This window comes from Microvirga thermotolerans, assembly GCF_009363855.1.
Lineage (GTDB): Bacteria > Pseudomonadota > Alphaproteobacteria > Rhizobiales > Beijerinckiaceae > Microvirga > Microvirga thermotolerans.
This window is the reverse complement of sequence record NZ_CP045423.1, coordinates 698,812-714,332: the sequence shown is the minus strand read 5'-3', so window position 1 is coordinate 714,332 and position 15,521 is coordinate 698,812. Positions and strand designations below refer to the sequence as shown.

The 15,521-nt window shown below is 56.1% G+C and carries 11 protein-coding genes and 1 tRNA gene; 6 read left to right on the top strand and 6 right to left on the bottom strand.

Features of this window, described 5'->3' with window-relative positions; translation table 11 throughout:
• Positions 1-50: 50 nt before the first annotated feature.
• The 3 genes from GDR74_RS03295 to rplU form a co-directional block, all read right to left on the bottom strand.
• Positions 51-695, bottom strand: a complete 645-nt coding sequence (locus tag GDR74_RS03295) for a GNAT family N-acetyltransferase (RefSeq protein ID WP_152584972.1) — start codon at positions 693-695, stop codon at positions 51-53.
• Between the two features lie 182 nt (positions 696-877).
• A complete protein-coding gene (gene rpmA, locus GDR74_RS03290) occupies positions 878-1,144 on the bottom strand; it encodes a 50S ribosomal protein L27 (RefSeq protein WP_152584971.1) in 267 nt (88 codons plus the stop codon).
• A gap of 38 nt (positions 1,145-1,182) precedes the next feature.
• The gene (gene rplU, locus GDR74_RS03285) at positions 1,183-1,578 is read right to left on the bottom strand and encodes a 50S ribosomal protein L21 (protein ID WP_152584970.1); all 396 of its coding nucleotides are present in this window, start codon (positions 1,576-1,578) and stop codon (positions 1,183-1,185) included.
• Positions 1,579-1,840: 262 nt separating this feature from the next.
• Between rplU and GDR74_RS03280 the strand changes: the two genes are divergently transcribed.
• Positions 1,841-1,930: transfer RNA gene (locus GDR74_RS03280), tRNA-Ser, on the top strand.
• A 247-nt stretch (positions 1,931-2,177) separates the two neighbouring features.
• Here the strand turns inward: GDR74_RS03280 and GDR74_RS03275 are convergent.
• Together GDR74_RS03275 and GDR74_RS03270 are read right to left on the bottom strand one after the other, a co-directional pair.
• Positions 2,178-3,746, bottom strand: coding sequence for a DNA primase family protein (locus GDR74_RS03275; protein ID WP_246180236.1), 1,569 nt, complete (start codon positions 3,744-3,746; stop codon positions 2,178-2,180).
• On the bottom strand, positions 3,746-4,360 hold the full coding sequence (locus GDR74_RS03270; RefSeq protein WP_152584968.1) for a hypothetical protein: 615 nt from the start codon (positions 4,358-4,360) through the stop codon (positions 3,746-3,748). Before GDR74_RS03270 ends, GDR74_RS03275 begins: the two co-directional genes overlap by 1 nt.
• A 1,271-nt stretch (positions 4,361-5,631) precedes the next feature.
• On the opposite strand from GDR74_RS03270, the gene GDR74_RS03265 reads away from it, so the two are divergent.
• The 5 genes from GDR74_RS03265 (at position 5,632) to GDR74_RS18605 (ending at position 13,959) form a co-directional block, all read left to right on the top strand.
• Positions 5,632-5,841, top strand: a complete 210-nt coding sequence (locus tag GDR74_RS03265; protein ID WP_152584967.1) for a hypothetical protein — start codon at positions 5,632-5,634, stop codon at positions 5,839-5,841.
• A gap of 652 nt (positions 5,842-6,493) precedes the next feature.
• Positions 6,494-7,090: a hypothetical protein gene (locus GDR74_RS03260; protein WP_152584966.1), complete on the top strand. Its 597-nt coding sequence runs from the start codon at positions 6,494-6,496 to the stop codon at positions 7,088-7,090.
• 579 nt (positions 7,091-7,669) lie between these two features.
• Positions 7,670-9,238 (top strand): phage portal protein, encoded by a 1,569-nt coding sequence (locus GDR74_RS03255; protein ID WP_152584965.1) that lies wholly within the window; start codon positions 7,670-7,672, stop codon positions 9,236-9,238.
• A gap of 801 nt (positions 9,239-10,039) precedes the next feature.
• Entirely contained in the window at positions 10,040-12,652 is a 2,613-nt protein-coding gene (locus GDR74_RS03250) for a phage tail tape measure protein (protein WP_152584964.1), read from the top strand.
• 533 nt (positions 12,653-13,185) lie between these two features.
• The gene (locus GDR74_RS18605) at positions 13,186-13,959 is read left to right on the top strand and encodes a sce7726 family protein (RefSeq protein ID WP_152584963.1); all 774 of its coding nucleotides are present in this window, start codon (positions 13,186-13,188) and stop codon (positions 13,957-13,959) included.
• On the opposite strand, the gene GDR74_RS03240 is transcribed toward GDR74_RS18605, so the two are convergent.
• Positions 13,956-15,014: a beta family protein gene (locus GDR74_RS03240; protein WP_152584962.1), complete on the bottom strand. Its 1,059-nt coding sequence runs from the start codon at positions 15,012-15,014 to the stop codon at positions 13,956-13,958. The two genes, GDR74_RS18605 and GDR74_RS03240, sit on opposite strands and share 4 nt — an antisense overlap.
• Between the last annotated feature and the right edge of the window lie 507 nt (positions 15,015-15,521).

Genomic DNA, 15,521 nt, shown 5'->3' with positions numbered 1-15,521 from the left:
CGCGAAGGATGGACCGAACGCTCCCGGGATCCCGGGAGCGTTCGGCGACATCAGCTGGCCAGGGAGAGTTCGGGTCCCGCCTCGCCTCCGGCAGGCTCCCGGACGAACCCCGTCTGCCCCCAGGTCTTCAGGCTCTCCCAGGCCCGCCGGTCGAGGCGGAAACGGTCGGCCGGATAGAACCCGCCCCGGGCCGGCAGTTCCGCCAGGCCGGATCCCTGGTAGGCAAAGCCGCACTTCTCCAGCACGCGCCGGGACGCGGGATTGATCACCCGGGCCGAGGAGGTCAGTTCGTCCTCGCTGCCATAGGCGAAGAAGGCATCGATCAGCGCGCGGGCCGCTTCCGTGGCGAAGCCCTGCCCCCAATAGGGAATGCCGAGCCAGTAGCCGAGATGCGGGCGTCCGTCCTCCGGACTCGGGCCGATGCCGACGAGGCCGATCAGGCTGTTGGGCCTCCCTTTCGGGGTGATGGCGAGCTGCAGGCCGCGACCGTCCGCATTGGCTTGCCGGGCATGGAAAATGAACTTCTCCGCCGCTTCCGGTGGATACGGATGCGGAATGAGAGCCGTCATTTCCGCGACCGCTTTCTCACCGGCGAGGCGTACGATGGCTTGGGCATCCGCAAGACGGGGCCAGCGCAGCCAGAGGCGCCGGGTTTCCAGGCGGAAAACATCGTCACGGGTGAGGTCGGGAAACATGGTTCTGCTCCGATCCGGTCGGGCCCCTTCTAGGCCCTGAATGACGAAGGGGAGGCGGACATCCCACCTCCCCTGTCGATCTCGGATCTGGAGCTTGGCCTTTCGAGGGCCTTTCAGGAGCTGCCTGGATCCGCCGGGTCGGTGCGATGCCGGCGGGAGCTCCTTCGTTTCGCTCTCGCCGTTTACTCTGCGGCCTCTTGGGCCGGAATGACCGATACGAAAGCTCGGCCCTGTTTCGTAAGGAATCGGACGCGGCCGTCGGCCGTGGCAAAGAGCGTGTGATCCTTGCCCATGCCGACATTGACGCCCGCATGCCACTTGGTGCCGCGCTGACGCACGATGATGTTGCCCGCAACGACCTGCTGATCGCCGAACTTCTTGACGCCCAGACGACGGCCTTCGGAGTCGCGACCGTTACGAGACGAGCCGCCTGCTTTTTTGTGAGCCATGGGTTACTCCCGTATTTCCTGTCGATTGGCCCGAGCGCTTATTCAGCGACGGCCGGCGCAGCCTCGTCGGCGGCAGCCTTGGTGGTCTTCTTCTTCGCCGCAGCCTTCTTGGGCTTCTCGCCCTGGCCGAGGAGCTCGGTGATCCGAACCACGGTGTAGTCCTGGCGATGCCCGCGCTTGCGGCGCGAATTCTGGCGGCGGCGCTTCTTGAAGGCGATGACCTTCTCGCCGCGGATGTGCTCGACGACCTCTCCCGCCACGGTGGCGCCCTCGATCAGGGGCGCGCCGACCTGGGTGCCGTTGTCGTTCGTGACCATCAGAACCTGGTCGAACGTGACGGTGCTCCCCGGCTCGCCGGCGAGCTTGGCGACGGTGATGACGTCATTGGCGGCAACGCGATACTGCTTGCCGCCGGTCTTGATCACTGCGAACATCTTTCGATCCTCGTGTTCAAACCCGGCTCTCCGCGGAGAACCCGCAGGGCCGGCTTCTTGGCAGTTCCGGCTTCGGACAGTGGCGGGGATCCCCGCCACAATGAAAAAGCGCGGGCAGACGTTCCCACGCTTAAGCGCCTCTCTCCTAAGGGAGGATCGTTCCCTTGTCAATCAATTCTCTCGATTTTGACGCTTGTGAAGAGAAAAAACGCATGATATCCACCCGGCCTCAACCAGCGGGGCTTGGACGCCTCCGCCCTCCGGAGAGGTGGCAGAGTGGTTGAATGCACCGCACTCGAAATGCGGCATACGGGCAACCGTATCGGGAGTTCGAATCTCCCCCTCTCCGCCATTTGTCCGCAGACGTTTTCCTTATAATGCAAGGGTTTGGGGCTCGATTTTGCGGGCCATTGCGGGTGCTTGCTAACATTCTGGATAACGTTTTGGGTAACACGCGGATCGCCTCGATGCGCGGAAAGCAGGGCTGTACGTTAAAAAACCCGGTACTACGATGGTCGCTCTAACCCTATTCCTGCCTGGCGCCTGTGCTGGCACAATCCTGCAGGACGCTGTTCTGATGGCTTGGGAACGCCTCGGTCCTAATACAAAACCGAGGGTGCTTTCAGGCGCGCGCCGATAGCTTCTCTGCCATAGGATTGGCGTCGCAACTCGATGCCTTCGATGGCGCTCAGTCTTTGGCTGAAGGTGTTGACGGGTGGGATGCGGCCCTCTTTATAACCTTCCTTCAGAGCCCATGCGGCAAAATCCTGATAAAGCTCTCTCGTCAGAGGCCATCTTTCCCGATCCTTTTCCGTCAATCCTGTCTCAAGGTGAGCAGAGGCCCATTCTTGAACCGGCTCGATGTTGAGCCATTCAATCATGGCTTCACGCGATGACGGGGGCACTGTGTAACGACGCTGGCGCGCAAGACGTTGCGCACCGGATACCGCAAAGCCCAAAAGCAGATCCAGTTCGTCGCGAGCGATGCGGGCAGCGATATTCGGAATAATTTCCGACTCCGGAACGGAGCGCCTGAAGGGAAGTACTATAAGTCGTCGTTGCAATCCACGGTCAAGGCCGCCTGCGAAATGCGGCAGTGCATTCGTCGTGAAGACATGGAGCGCACGCGGCCGGAAGGTCGAGGCGCTGCGGTGAAGTTCGCGCCCGGTGACGGGTTCGCCGGTAATACAAGCCTTCAGGTTCTCGCCAGCAACGGCAGCCCCGCCAAGCTCGTCGGCAATGTTCGCGGCCTTGCCGGCCAGATGGATAAGCCTTCTCTCATCTGACATAGCAGCGGGTGAGATCGTTGCTGTTGCGCCAGGGGGCAGCATTGCCGGGATCAAGCTTGCAATGCTCGATTTGCCGTTGCGGGCGGTAGGACCGAAAAGCACAAACCCTTTCGGCTGCGGAAGCGAGGTAGCCACACCCGCCGCCGCCGCTCCAAGAATCTCGGCGACGAGCTTTGTCTTGGCAGCGGCATCATCATCACCCTGGAAGGCGCCTTGCAACAATCGATACAGCAACGAGTCGGCAGGCGGCTCCATTGGAGTATCTAAATTGAAGTCAGCTTCAATGATGAAGCGGCAACGATGTTCCGGCGCATGCGATGTCATTTGAACAACGCCATCGCGGGAGAAGGTAATCAATCCATTTCGCGCGGGGATTCCTTCGGCTGCGGCATCAAAGAATCCCGGCGCCGATACCGAAACGCGCATTTCCCGCAAGATGCCGTCAATCGTGCGCGAGCTGAGATTAACTTGCTTAGCTCGTCGACCGCCATCACCAATCGTAGCGCCATCAAGAACATGGATCAGAAGCCGCAGCCGCTCCGGTTCAACAGGGTGCCAGTGCGTTTCAAAAAACGACCAGAAAGATCCATCCGAGTAGATGAATGTTCCAAGCGCACGCTTAATGCAGTCGCATAGGCCCGTTGCAATCTCGATTTCACTGCCTCTGTCGAATCCAGTCGTGCGCAGCTTGTGAACAGCCACACTCAGAACATCGCCAGGATTCATTCTATGAGAAGCACGAACTGCCCGGCTTGAAGCCGATGGAATAGCATTATCCACGCCGGCCGGTTGTTGAGAGGAACCGGCCCTGTCACTATTGGTGCCTGTCACCGCAAGGGCATCATCGTGCCATGATAAAGTGTCACTGCGGTCGGACATCACGCGGGCCCTCCATGACGCAGCCAGCAAGCACGCAGCGCATAGAGCAGGCGTTGGCGCATGGTCGGGCCTTTACCCTTGAGCCAGACCTCGGCCACAGCTCCTCGAACTGCTTTCCCTCTTGGGATGTTACCGCGTTCTTCGCGGAAGGCGGCGACTTCATCGAGTGCCCCGCATCTACGAAGTGCCCTTAGCGCAAACTTTATATCAGATGGATCTGGCACCCATACCATGCGCTCGTCCTTCTGCTCCTTGGTAGGCCGCACGAAGACTGCTTTTCGCGGGTGCAAAACGTACCGATACGCAGTCGCCAGCTCCTCCAGCGGCCAATCAAGAGCAGCAACAAGCCAGTCAGGCGGCGGGCCATCCTGAACTATGATCTCATACTCATGCGACCCTTCGCTTTCGATAAACACTTCATTGCAATGACTGATGCGGATTTCTTCATCATCAGTCAGCATGCCATGACGATGGATGCCGCCGCAGTGCGGACATTCACCTGCGACGAGTTGAGGCCCATATCGGCACTCGACTGCCCAAGCCTTGAACTTGGACAGATTTTTGAGCGTCTTGCGGCTTGCAGAGTGCAAACCTTGTGTAGTATTAATACCCATATCGAATGAACGATCCGGTTGCTGCTAGGCGCCGATTTTTGAAGCCTCGTCAGTGTCGCGCTGGCGGGGCTTTTGCTTTGTGAGTTTCGTGGCTCTCAAGCTGCTTCAGTATTTTGAGCCTTTGAGAGGCGCCGTGCTTGAAAAGCGCTGATATCCGCAGCTCGATAGAAAAAGAGCCTGCCGAACTTTAAACGTTGAGGCAGTCCTACAGCCGGGTCATTTTCCCAACGCCAGAACGTTACCGCACTTACGCCGAACATCCTGATGACTTGGGATCGAGGAATCAAATTTGAAGATGTCATTCACCCACTCCGTTGCTGAGTGGGATTATCATTAGGCACTTCTAGATAATTTGTAGTTTCATGAAATTAATCAACAAGTTGGCTTAGCATCAAACGATTCCGACCGAGCGGCCTGATTCCACTATGAGGGGTCGTAGGCAAAAAACTTCAAACCTCTATGATTGCCGCGGCGGCAGTCAGTAAGAGGCCGCAGATGTTCTCCTATCCTCCATTGGAGGAAGATTCGACATTTACCATCTGGCTCTTCAGATGAACGGGATAACACCTGCCGAGTGGGCCGATGGGCTCCACCCTTTTAGTGACGGAGGCGGCGGTGTCAGACTACCTACTATGTAGGGATTTTAGGCGTAAACCTTTGGCAGTGTTGAAGTGTTTCAGTCTTCTTCAAAAATATAAGAATCAAAAAGATAGCTCATAGAAAGGCTCTATAAGGAAAGCCGAGTGCCCCTATTATGCGTCACTTCAACAGCATCAATGACTTAAGTGGAAGGCGCTTGCAAAAAAAACGCTTTCTACACCATCGGAGCCTCATTGAACCTGCATCTTGGGAGGTGCGTAACGCTTTTCGAGGCACGTTCCCTGCCCTGCCCTTGCAGCCTGTATGTCTAGAACGCTGTGGCTTGTGCCAACCGGCGGCAGCCAACTTCGAGGGGCTAGGGGCTTAATCTTGTGTCTTTAGCCCGGTTCCCTTCTCCCGGCGCTTCAGTTCCTTCTCGATAGCAGTGCGTATGAAGTCGAGTCTGATTTCATCGTCCATTAGGACACGCTCGATGCGATCTAGCGTCTCCTGCTTTAGGGGCAACGTGATTCTTTTCGGCCATTCCAGGGGGCGCCCTCGGCGAGAAGGCTTGCTAGTCGAAGGTCTTTTACTCATGACGCCATCATTTCATACATACGATATTGACATCTTTATCGTACATACGTTAATCGACTCCTAACGGGAGCAAACATCCCGTGGGGGCTTACAACATGACACGTGAATTCCACGACGAGGCATCTGCCGAGCGTGCCGCTCTGGCACAATTCAATGCCGATCTACAGGCGCTCAATGACGCCTCGGTTTTAATGGATCTCAAGACGGTTGCGGCAATCTCTCAACGAGTGCTCATGGATGGCTGGGATGACCGCTGCACGCCGCTTGCTCAGGCGCTGGCGCGTATCACTGCAGACATGGGCTAAACCTCGCAATGAGAGGAGTTTGGCATGTTTCGGTTCGACCCTAATGAGTGCGAAACAGACGAAGAGCGGAAAGAATTTGCTGAGGCAAATCGGCTCCTTAGCACCTTGGATTCAGCATCATCAATCAGTGACCTAGCGGCGGTCGTAGAACTCGGGCGCAAAGGCATATTTGACGGATACTCATTCCTTCTCCCCGAATTCATTGAAGCTCTGGAGCGAATTGCAGCATCGGAGCGCTCTTCTAGATCAGAGAAACGCCATTTTGCACTTGAGCGCCGAGACGCCCTACTCCGGTGGCTTCACACAAATCACTTCTCAGACCTATCTGCCAATGGAGCAGCAACCGCTATCGCCGTCGCCGGCCGCCGCTTTGAAACAACGCGATATCGCTATGGAGGCCCCTTCACAGATAAACTAGGAGCCACCTTCGCGGGCGTTATAGAGGCCAGAGGGAAGTTTCCCTCATCTCGAACGATACGAAGAGTCTTAGAGGCAAAAAATTTCAGTACTGATATGCGCAGCGCATAGCTTGGCCACATTTCGTATTTGTGCTGGCCAACGGACATCAGCAACTTACTGGCGATAGCAAGACACACTTCAGCAGCGCGTAATTCAAGACCCCCTTGAGGCGTGCCGTATAAGGAGAACTTCTATGGCTAGAAAGCTACCTCACTTAGAAACCATTCGCGGCGCTCTCGATAGACAAAGGCAAGCCGTCGCAGCCTTACACAATGACCTGAGCGGCATTCGTGAGCGCGTCAGCGCCATCCAATCCAAGCTGAAGGCTCTAGCGGAAGCGCCGGCAACGAAAGACGAGATCCGTGCCCGTGCGGCAGACATTGTGAAGCGCCTTCAAGAATATGTCTTAGATGACATCTGGCCTATGCTGTCATCACCTGGAGAATGTTGGAATCCTGATAGAACCGTCAAAGTTCTCAGTGACTACCGAGCTGCTAAGATTTCAGCGCTTCACTTCGTAGCTGTTCTCTTCCCAAATCAATTAGCGGAGCATTTCGCTACACACGGGATTGCAGAACTGACATCCAATAGCGCAAAGCCCATTCCTGCTGCTGAACGAGCCGCATCTATAGCGGCGTTGTCAGGCGAATTACGCGACTACGAGATAGCGGAAGAAATCCTCTGTCGAGAAGCAGAAGCAAGCGGCATAACCATCCAGAGGCGCGCTGATGCGAGTCAAGAGGTATTGCTGCTATCCGACGCAGAGCTTGAGCAGTCCGCAAATGGTTAGGGTTCAGTCCTATTCCAACTGTGAGATCACTGAAGAACGTCTGCTGAACGGACTGGCAAGGCTCGCGCGCATTATTGAGCTTCATGGATCTCAGTATGTCCCGTTGTTCGATAAGCTCGAAGCCGAACTTGTTAGTCTGCGTCGACGCGAGGCGCCTGTCTCAGAATGGTTGCGGCGTCTCGCGCCGCACAGTGGCCAGGTGAGTCTTTAGAATGAGAGCCCCGGACGCTCTTCTCCCTCTGTGGCGTTCGGTTGCTGGCTGCCATCATAGGCCAGTCAGCTCGCGGGACGAGCTTGAGCAACTCGTCCCGCACCGCCTCTCAGCAGTTGAGAGGCATCTAAGCCCTATCCCCCATGGGTCCTTCCCAGGCCCGGCAGAGGGGGCGGGTGACGCTGCCGCGCGTATGTTTTCTAGCGACTGGTTTCAGGATTTGGGGACGAAATTAGACATCCGCGCGCGCACGCGTACGCGAGAACGGCCCGATCTGAAACCTGCAATTACCGGGACTTTAACCTACAGCCATAGCGTATTGGAAGTTTACGAGTCGCCCCTTAGGGCTCACCTGCAAAGATACCCCAATGCCTGAGAGACAAAGAATTCGTGTAGTGGCTAGCAGCGTGCCAGTCAGACCGGGCGCTTACCGCATGGAGGGAGGGCGAGCGGTCCCAATGATGGGGGATGCCTTCTCTCCTTTCACACCAGCAGGGTCAGCCTCATCCTTTGAGGGAGCGGGCTATGGCCGGCGGCTACGGAACTTCAGCCCATCACATGCCCACGTCAACGCTGCTCTGCAATCGGCAGGTCGGACGTTGGTGAAGCGTGCCCGCTTTCTTGTCGAGAACAACGCCTATGCCGGCAACGCCGTGGATGTATGGGCAGCCTGGGTTATTGGGGACGGTATCTGCCCACGGTTCCCGGTTCAGGACCCTGAGCGGCGCCGCAAGCTCAAGAAGCTCTGGAACAAGTGGGTCAAAGAGGCTGATGCCGAATGCCAGACGAACTTTTACGGCCTTCAGGAAAAGATCGTCCGAGAGGCTTATATCTCGGGCGAGTGCTTCGTAAGGCTGCGAACACGCCGCCCCGGCGACATGAAGACAGTACCTCTACAGCTTCAAGTCATGCCGAGCGAAATGCTCGACCTGACGTACAATGCAGATCTAGGCGGCGGCAACTTTATCCGCATGGGCATCGAGTTCGACGCCATCGGCAGACGTGTCGCCTATCATTTTTGGCGGAATCATCCTGACGACTACCGGGCGAAAACTCTGTCGGGATCAGAGCGTATCCGCGTACCTGCGAGTGAGGTTCTGCATATTTTTGACGCCCGGCAGGCGGGGCAGATCCGGGGCGTTTCGAGGTTCGCCCGTGCTATTGTCAAGATTTTCAGCGGTGATACCTATGACGATGCTGAAATGGAGCGCAAGAAGACAGCTGCGCTCTATGCTGGATTCGTGACGCAGAATGGCGAGCAGAGCCCGGTTGACAGCGACAGTGACGACGATGATGCCGCACCGGTTCCGATTGAGCCCGGCGCCATGCTGGCCCTGCGGGACGGTGAAGACGTCAAGTTTTCCTCTCCTGCTGATGTTGGCGGCTCTTATGAACCATTCCAGTACCGGACTACTCTGCAGGTCAGCGTTGCGCTTGGCATCCCATATGCTTACCTGACAGGCGATACGACAAAGGGCAACTTTTCCAATGTCCGCACTGAGATTGTGAACTTTCGCCGCAAGATCAGCCAGTTTCAGCAGAACGTTATCATTCCGCAGGGATGCGAACCGGTCGCAGAGCGCTGGCTTGAGCTTGCTGAGGCTACGGGCCTTTTGAAGGCTGGTGACGATGCCCGAGACGAGGACTGGCTGCCGCCTCGTATGGAATGGGTTGATCCTCGCGTTGATGTTGAGACCGCCATCAAGGAAGTACGTGCGGGTTTTGCCACGCGAGGACAGGTCATCGCTAGCAAAGGGTATGACCGTGAAGACATCGATGATGAGCGGGAACGCGAGAACGAAGAGGCCGATTCCAAGGGCCTGATTTACGATACCGATCCGCGCCGCGTCTCAAGCGTCGGAATGAGTAACGCCGTTCCAACAGGTTCAGGCTATCTAGAGTCGGAAAGCGTAGAAGGCGACGAGGCAAGGCAATGACAATTTACCCACGTCAGAGAACTCTCAAAGGCAGCCTCCCACATCTCTTTACTAAGAAACGTACGATGGATCCAAATCAGTGGCAAAGGCAAATGCTTCGCGCTACTCGGCAACAGGCCGCGGCCGGCATGCCGGAAGATCCAATGCGTCAGCGGTTTCCGCGTGTCCTACCTTCTCCTATCCAGGAGGCAGCTGATATCGCACGTAATCGTGCAGCCGAGTTGGCTCTAATTAGCAGACAGGCTGAAAAGCTGGGCGTTCGTTTCGATGCTGCTCTAGCTATCGCTCAGGGCCTTAGTCCCTCAGCTGCTCGACGGGCCGTTATCGAAGCGGCCTACCAGAATGACCAGGCGATAGGAGAGATCTACACCTATGCGCCTCCTCCAATGAGTGCTGAGGACAGATCTAAAGCCGAGATACGCGCTGGCCAGGACCGAGCCTTGCAGCGCATCGCAGAGCGGAGAGGCCTTACGCTTCCTGTACCGGCATTACAGGAGTTGGAAGTTGATCGATAGGTCCCATACGCAGTGCATCGCTATTCAGTCTATCATGACTGTCGTTGATGGGATGGCTGCGATAGTTGAAATCATCGAGAATTGCGCAGCCTCACTGTGTCGGATCGAGCTGGGAGGTATGAATGCGACAAATACAATCGTCAGTCACCATGTCGAAGCCTTAGAGCAGGTTATGGAGCGACTTACCAGCATTCAACCTCAATGCCTTGAAGAATTTGAAGTCAAAGAGCGGATAATTTCAGTAGGCCGAGATTTCGCGGCACAACATCGAATCGGGGCATAATCTATGACGGCTTCAGTCGCCGAACTTATCATTCGGTTGAGGGATGACGCATCAGCGCGGGCCGCTCAGGTGGCAAAGTCGCTTGACGGGATCGCGAAGGCTGAAAAGGCAATTGCGAACCAATCCGGTGCAATGCGCAAACTCGCCACGGATCTCGACAAGGCAAACCAAGCCGTCAAGCGCATCGGAGACCTGCGTGATGCTCAGAAGGGCTTAAGCGCAGCCCGAACGGCCTTTCAAGAAGCTCAGAAGAACGTTCAGAGCCTTGCTCGGCAGGTCGCTGCGGCCGAAAAGCCGACAAAGGAACTGGCTACGGCAATGCGGAGAGCACAGAGCACAGTGAAGCAAGCCGCCGCAGAGTTCGACCGGCAGAAGAGCGTGACGATTGCGGCCAAGTCCGCCGCAGAGAAGTTTACCGGCAGTATCACGACGCTCGCCACTGCTGAAGTGCGTGCTAAGTCCATAATTGAGAGCACGACTGCCGCCATCAAGAGACAAGCCGAAGCCGAGGTACGAGCCGCTGCTCAGGCCGAAGCAGCTGCCAAGAAACAAGAAGCTACGCGTCTGAGACAACAGGCCCGTCGAGAGGGCGTGCGCAATGTTGCCGGCGCGGCGGGTGTCTATCTCGGCTATCGTGGCAAGCAGTTCGCCGTCAATGCCGTCGAGAGCGCTGCAGAGTTTGACATCGGTGTCAGGAAGCAGCGCGAGTTTGTAGACCTGCCGAAAAGCGTTCAAGATAAACTGCTCATTCCGCAGGCCATGCGCATCGGTCAGGAAACACAATTCTCTAACCTTGACGTTGTCCGGGCACAAACCAAGGCCATGCAGGGCCTGCCATCCGACTTCACTGCCCAACTTCGGGCTGAAGTCGGCGCGGGAATCATCGAGAACGTCAAGAATTACGCTCTCGTGATGGAAGCGGATATGGAGGCCTCCGCTGAGGCGATCCGTTCTTATCTGCAGCAGACCGGCAAGGATATCTCGACGAAGGAAAAGGCGCTTCAAGAGGCGAACCTTGCCACCAACAAACTCGTCAAGATGGCGAAGCTCGGCGGCATGAGTGATGAGGATGTTCAGCAGTTCATGAAGTTTGCCGCCAGCCCTGGCACAACTGCAGGGCTGTCTGACGATACGCTCATGTCTCTTGGTGCCTTGGCGCGGCGCGGCGGCTTGCGCGGCGACGAAGCAGGCACGTTCATTCGTTCCGCATCGTCAAAGCTCGTCGCTCCTACGAAAAAGGGCATTGCTGCTCTCAATGCAGCTGGCATCAACTATAGCAGCTATGTCGGAATGCCTGACAAGCTCGAAACGTCTCGTCTCGAAAGCCAGTTCAAGAATGACATCGGCGTCGGCTTCACCCCTGCCGTTCGCAAGCGGCTTGACAGCATCCTGTCAGATCCGAAATTGCTCGGCGACAGGTCTGCGTTCACAGCTGCGGTGACTGGGGCGGTTCAACCCCTCTTCAAGAGCACGAAGAAGGGCGGCATGGCCGCGTCAGACAGCGCAAAGGTCGCCAAGGCGGCAAACAGCTTCTATGGCGTCTCAGCGGAGAGCGTCGATGCCGAGCGCCTGCTCGATGCCATCATGAATTCTAATATGTCGTTGGCGCAGCTCAATGCGTTCTTCACTGACAAGCACGGCGGCAAGGGCGCGATCACGCAGAAGGCTTGGGACGAGTTCAAGGCCACTCGTCAGCAGATCGGGGGCATCGGAAGCGACCCGAATTTCGCCAAGAGCAAGGCCGATGAAATCATGGGTGGCCTCGGCGGCTCCTTGGAGCGGTTCAAGGGCTCAATTGAGAACCTGACGCAATCGGTCGGCACCGCCAATGAAAAATGGCTGTCCTACAGCTTTGAGACGGTCGGCAATCTGCTGGACTCGTTCTCTAACCTTTCCAACGAAACGAAGGTTGCTGTTACCGCTGTCGCGGGTGTCGGAGCTGCATTTGCAGGCGTCAAGGGGCTTCAGACCCTTATGGGTGGGTTTGGCCTCAGTGCCTCTGCGGTTGCCCTTAATGAGAGCGCGGCGGCGCTGACCTTGGCCGCAGCACGGCTTGGGGCTGGCGGTGCGGCCGGGGTGGCAACTAACGCAGTGACCACCGCAGCAACAACTTCGGCAGTTGCAACAACGACCTCGACGGCTGCTGTCCCATTGCTTACCAGGCTAACAACAGGATTGGGAGCAAGTAGTATCTTAGGGCCTGTTTTTGCCTTTGGGGCGGCCGGTGAAGTCTACAAGCCGACGACACCTTTGAGCCACCCCTACCGTAATGACATCGCCATCGATACCGGCCAATGGGAACGCGCCCGCCGGGCTCAGGAAGAGTGGAACCGAGACCCAGAGGCGGCGCGAGGCCGGGCATGGATGCGTATGGGCTCATCAGGGGTCGATATACAGAACGCGGGCCTTCAGGCGGGCCAGACCGCAGCGCAGGGCATTCAGCAGGGTATTCAGGACCAGGCCGGCCTTGTCGAGCAAGAGGCACAGCGGATCTTTGAGAACATCAATTCTATGTTCGGCAAAGGCGTGGACGTTCCTATCCGGCTACAGCCGCAGGGCTTCGACCAGTCGCTACGTGGTGTCCATGCCGATATTGGAATCGGGGGCGCCCGGTAGCAGTCGCAACTCCCCTCCTACGTCGTCCAATGGAGAAAGGGCGTCGGATGGCAAGATGGTCACTATGGCCTTTCGGAGCTTGTCATAGACAACAGGGACCATGCCGCCATCGCGGGGCAGCTTCACCAGCCATTTGGTGACCCTGTTTGATTGCCTCTCAAGGAAGATAGCGTGACCCCGTTGAATCTGAGCGACCATGCCAGAAAGGTCATGCTTGGTCAGCTCGACCTCGTAGCGCTCATATGCCCGGCGCTTGGTATGGGTTCTAAGCGACTTTGTCTTAGCGGTCATGTTCTACAACTCTGAAACCCAGCTTGCTCCAGTTATACACGAACGTATCGCCTAGCTTTACTAATAAGACGGCGCTGAAAGTTTTGATTCTGTATCTTACGCTACTTTTGAAACTTCCAATAAAGCATAGCAATCGGATCCTATCCCTAAGAATAATACTATTTAAACTAGAAACGCCATAAAATAGCCCATAGAGCATGGGATCCTGCTGACTTTCCGCAGCAAGGAGCTATAAGGCCCGAATGATTCGAGAGCCTCACATCAAGGCAGCTATCATCGACACGCTGCTTGCAAACAGGATGGTTGACGATGACAGCGTCATTGTCAGCGAAATGCCTGTTGCATCTTGGAGTCGGCGGGCAGACTTGGTTGTAGCAAATGGCAAACTCGTTGCCTTTGAAATTAAATCAGATGCTGATCGAACTGAACGCCTAGCTTCTCAGGTAGAGGCCTACTGGTCAGTCATGGAGGGCGTCACAGTAATCTGCGCACCACGGCATGCGCACACTGTGCTGGAATCCATGCCTTCCTTCGTCGGTGTCTTTATCGCCGAGGCCGGTGAAAACAATGTTGAGATTGAGCTCGCTCGGAAGCCGCATATCCGCCCCTTGAGCCCAGATGCTGCACTTCGCTTGATGGTTGTTCGGGACCTGCATCAGATGCTTCGTCATTACTACGGCGCACCTCCATCTAGCGATGACAGGAGTACTCTTGAACGATTGGCACGCGAACTCCCCACTCCTGTGCTCCGGGCTAATGCGCTGGCAGCGGTCAAGAGGCGCTATAGGAAATGTTACGAAGATTTTTTATCAGTACGGCAAAATCTAGGTTCTACAATTGAGGCATTGCCGTCTCTACGGCGTCCGTCATGGAACTCAGGTCTGGCTAAGCCCTCGCTAGTCAAGATAGGGAGCGCACTTGCCTCAAGTGACCCAAGTGTGACGCCGGTCGGTAAAGAGGCAGAACGATTAGAGATACCAAGAATCCCACACGTTCTGCCTCGTCTAATCCGCTAACCGAAGACATCACCATTATCTTCGTCTAACGCCTCGCCAGCAAAATGGATTTGCTGCCATAGGTGCAAGTTCACTCGGACCGCAATCCAAGCCCCTGGTGTCCCCATACGAGTTATATCACCGTCTGCAGCAGCTTGTATCTTTACCGCACCCCAGACTTGCTGGTCCACCAGCCTAGGGTCCCAGTCGGTCAGGCCGGTAATTTGCTCAGCGCATTCTTTAAAGCCTCCCTTGTCTTCCCGCACGCGTCTGAAGATCCAAGAGTCAGCAAGGGCGTAGTCAATTCTTGGTACAAATCGGCTTGGGAGAGGCTCGAAGGGCTCTGGATGAATCGATGAATGGTCGCCATAGATTGCAACCGTGTTTCCGCCGATAGCGGCGTGCAAAATACGCTCTTCGATTTCAAGAGCCGCGCCAGCATCATCGTAGGCGGCAGCGGATCTAGGATAGCTTGAGCCCATCACAACAACACGTACGGTCGGATCAACATTTCTGAGCGCATTGATAGTGTTTGCCGCATCGACCGCACATGCAGGTACCCGAGAGCGCACATATCCAAAATCTAGAACAATGAGTAGGTTCTCTACGGAGTCCACTGCACTGATGATGGCTATCAAGGTGCTCAAATCGGCCGCTGGCGAGCGCGATCTTACCACAACCTTTTCGTTCACCCTTTCGAACTCAATGACTTGGCGCACTATGTCGCGTATAGGAGCCCCGCTAGGTAGAAGAGCTGTAGGAATAGCTCCTGGCTGAGCTTGAACGAAGTTTCTCCAGGCTTGGAATCCACCTGCAGGATCTAGAAAAGCGTTGGTGTCATCACATGCGTAGATAGGGCTAGATTCCACGTCTAAAATAAAACTGCGCTCCTCTAGCGAAGCTTGCACAACTTGGCAGACTGCGCCGGCGCCGGTTGTCTGGTTATGCTTTGTCAGAACGAACATTGGGAGCACCCGCTCCTTTTCAGCCGCTCCTAGCTCCTTGTACCCCCTCATTTCCCATAAGCGTGTGCGAAGTGAAGGATAGTATGTGTAATCGTCAAAGCTGATTGTCATTCTTCACTCTCTGCTTCTTCTTGCTGCGCACGCGTGGTACCGGCCGTCCTGCGCGCTCTAACACGAGGCATAGGTACAGCCCTCTCAATAAACCGGTTGAGACTGTCCGAGTCGTTTGTCGCAACCGTTTTCCATTCATCCGCTCGTCTGTGTGCCTCATCAAGCTCTGCCCATAGCTCGTCGATACGTCGCCTATCACGGCGAACGAGCACTAATAGCGCCACGACCAGTGTCCAGCCGCCGCCAGCAACAAACGAAAGCAGAATTACGAATTCTGCTCCAAGCCACGTTCCTATTCCTATGGCTGAACCAACCGCACCAAAGGCAACGAGTCCGTACTCAATCCACCTGTCTTCAGAATTACTATTAATTTGCCCCAAGGCCCGCCCGCTCCGAACGAGGTCTGATGATTCGCATTTTGTTAGCTTGGCAATGAGACAAAATGCAACGCAAAATTGCAAGTAGCTGAAGCGGTCACAATGGCCATACGTTACCGCATCTCTATAA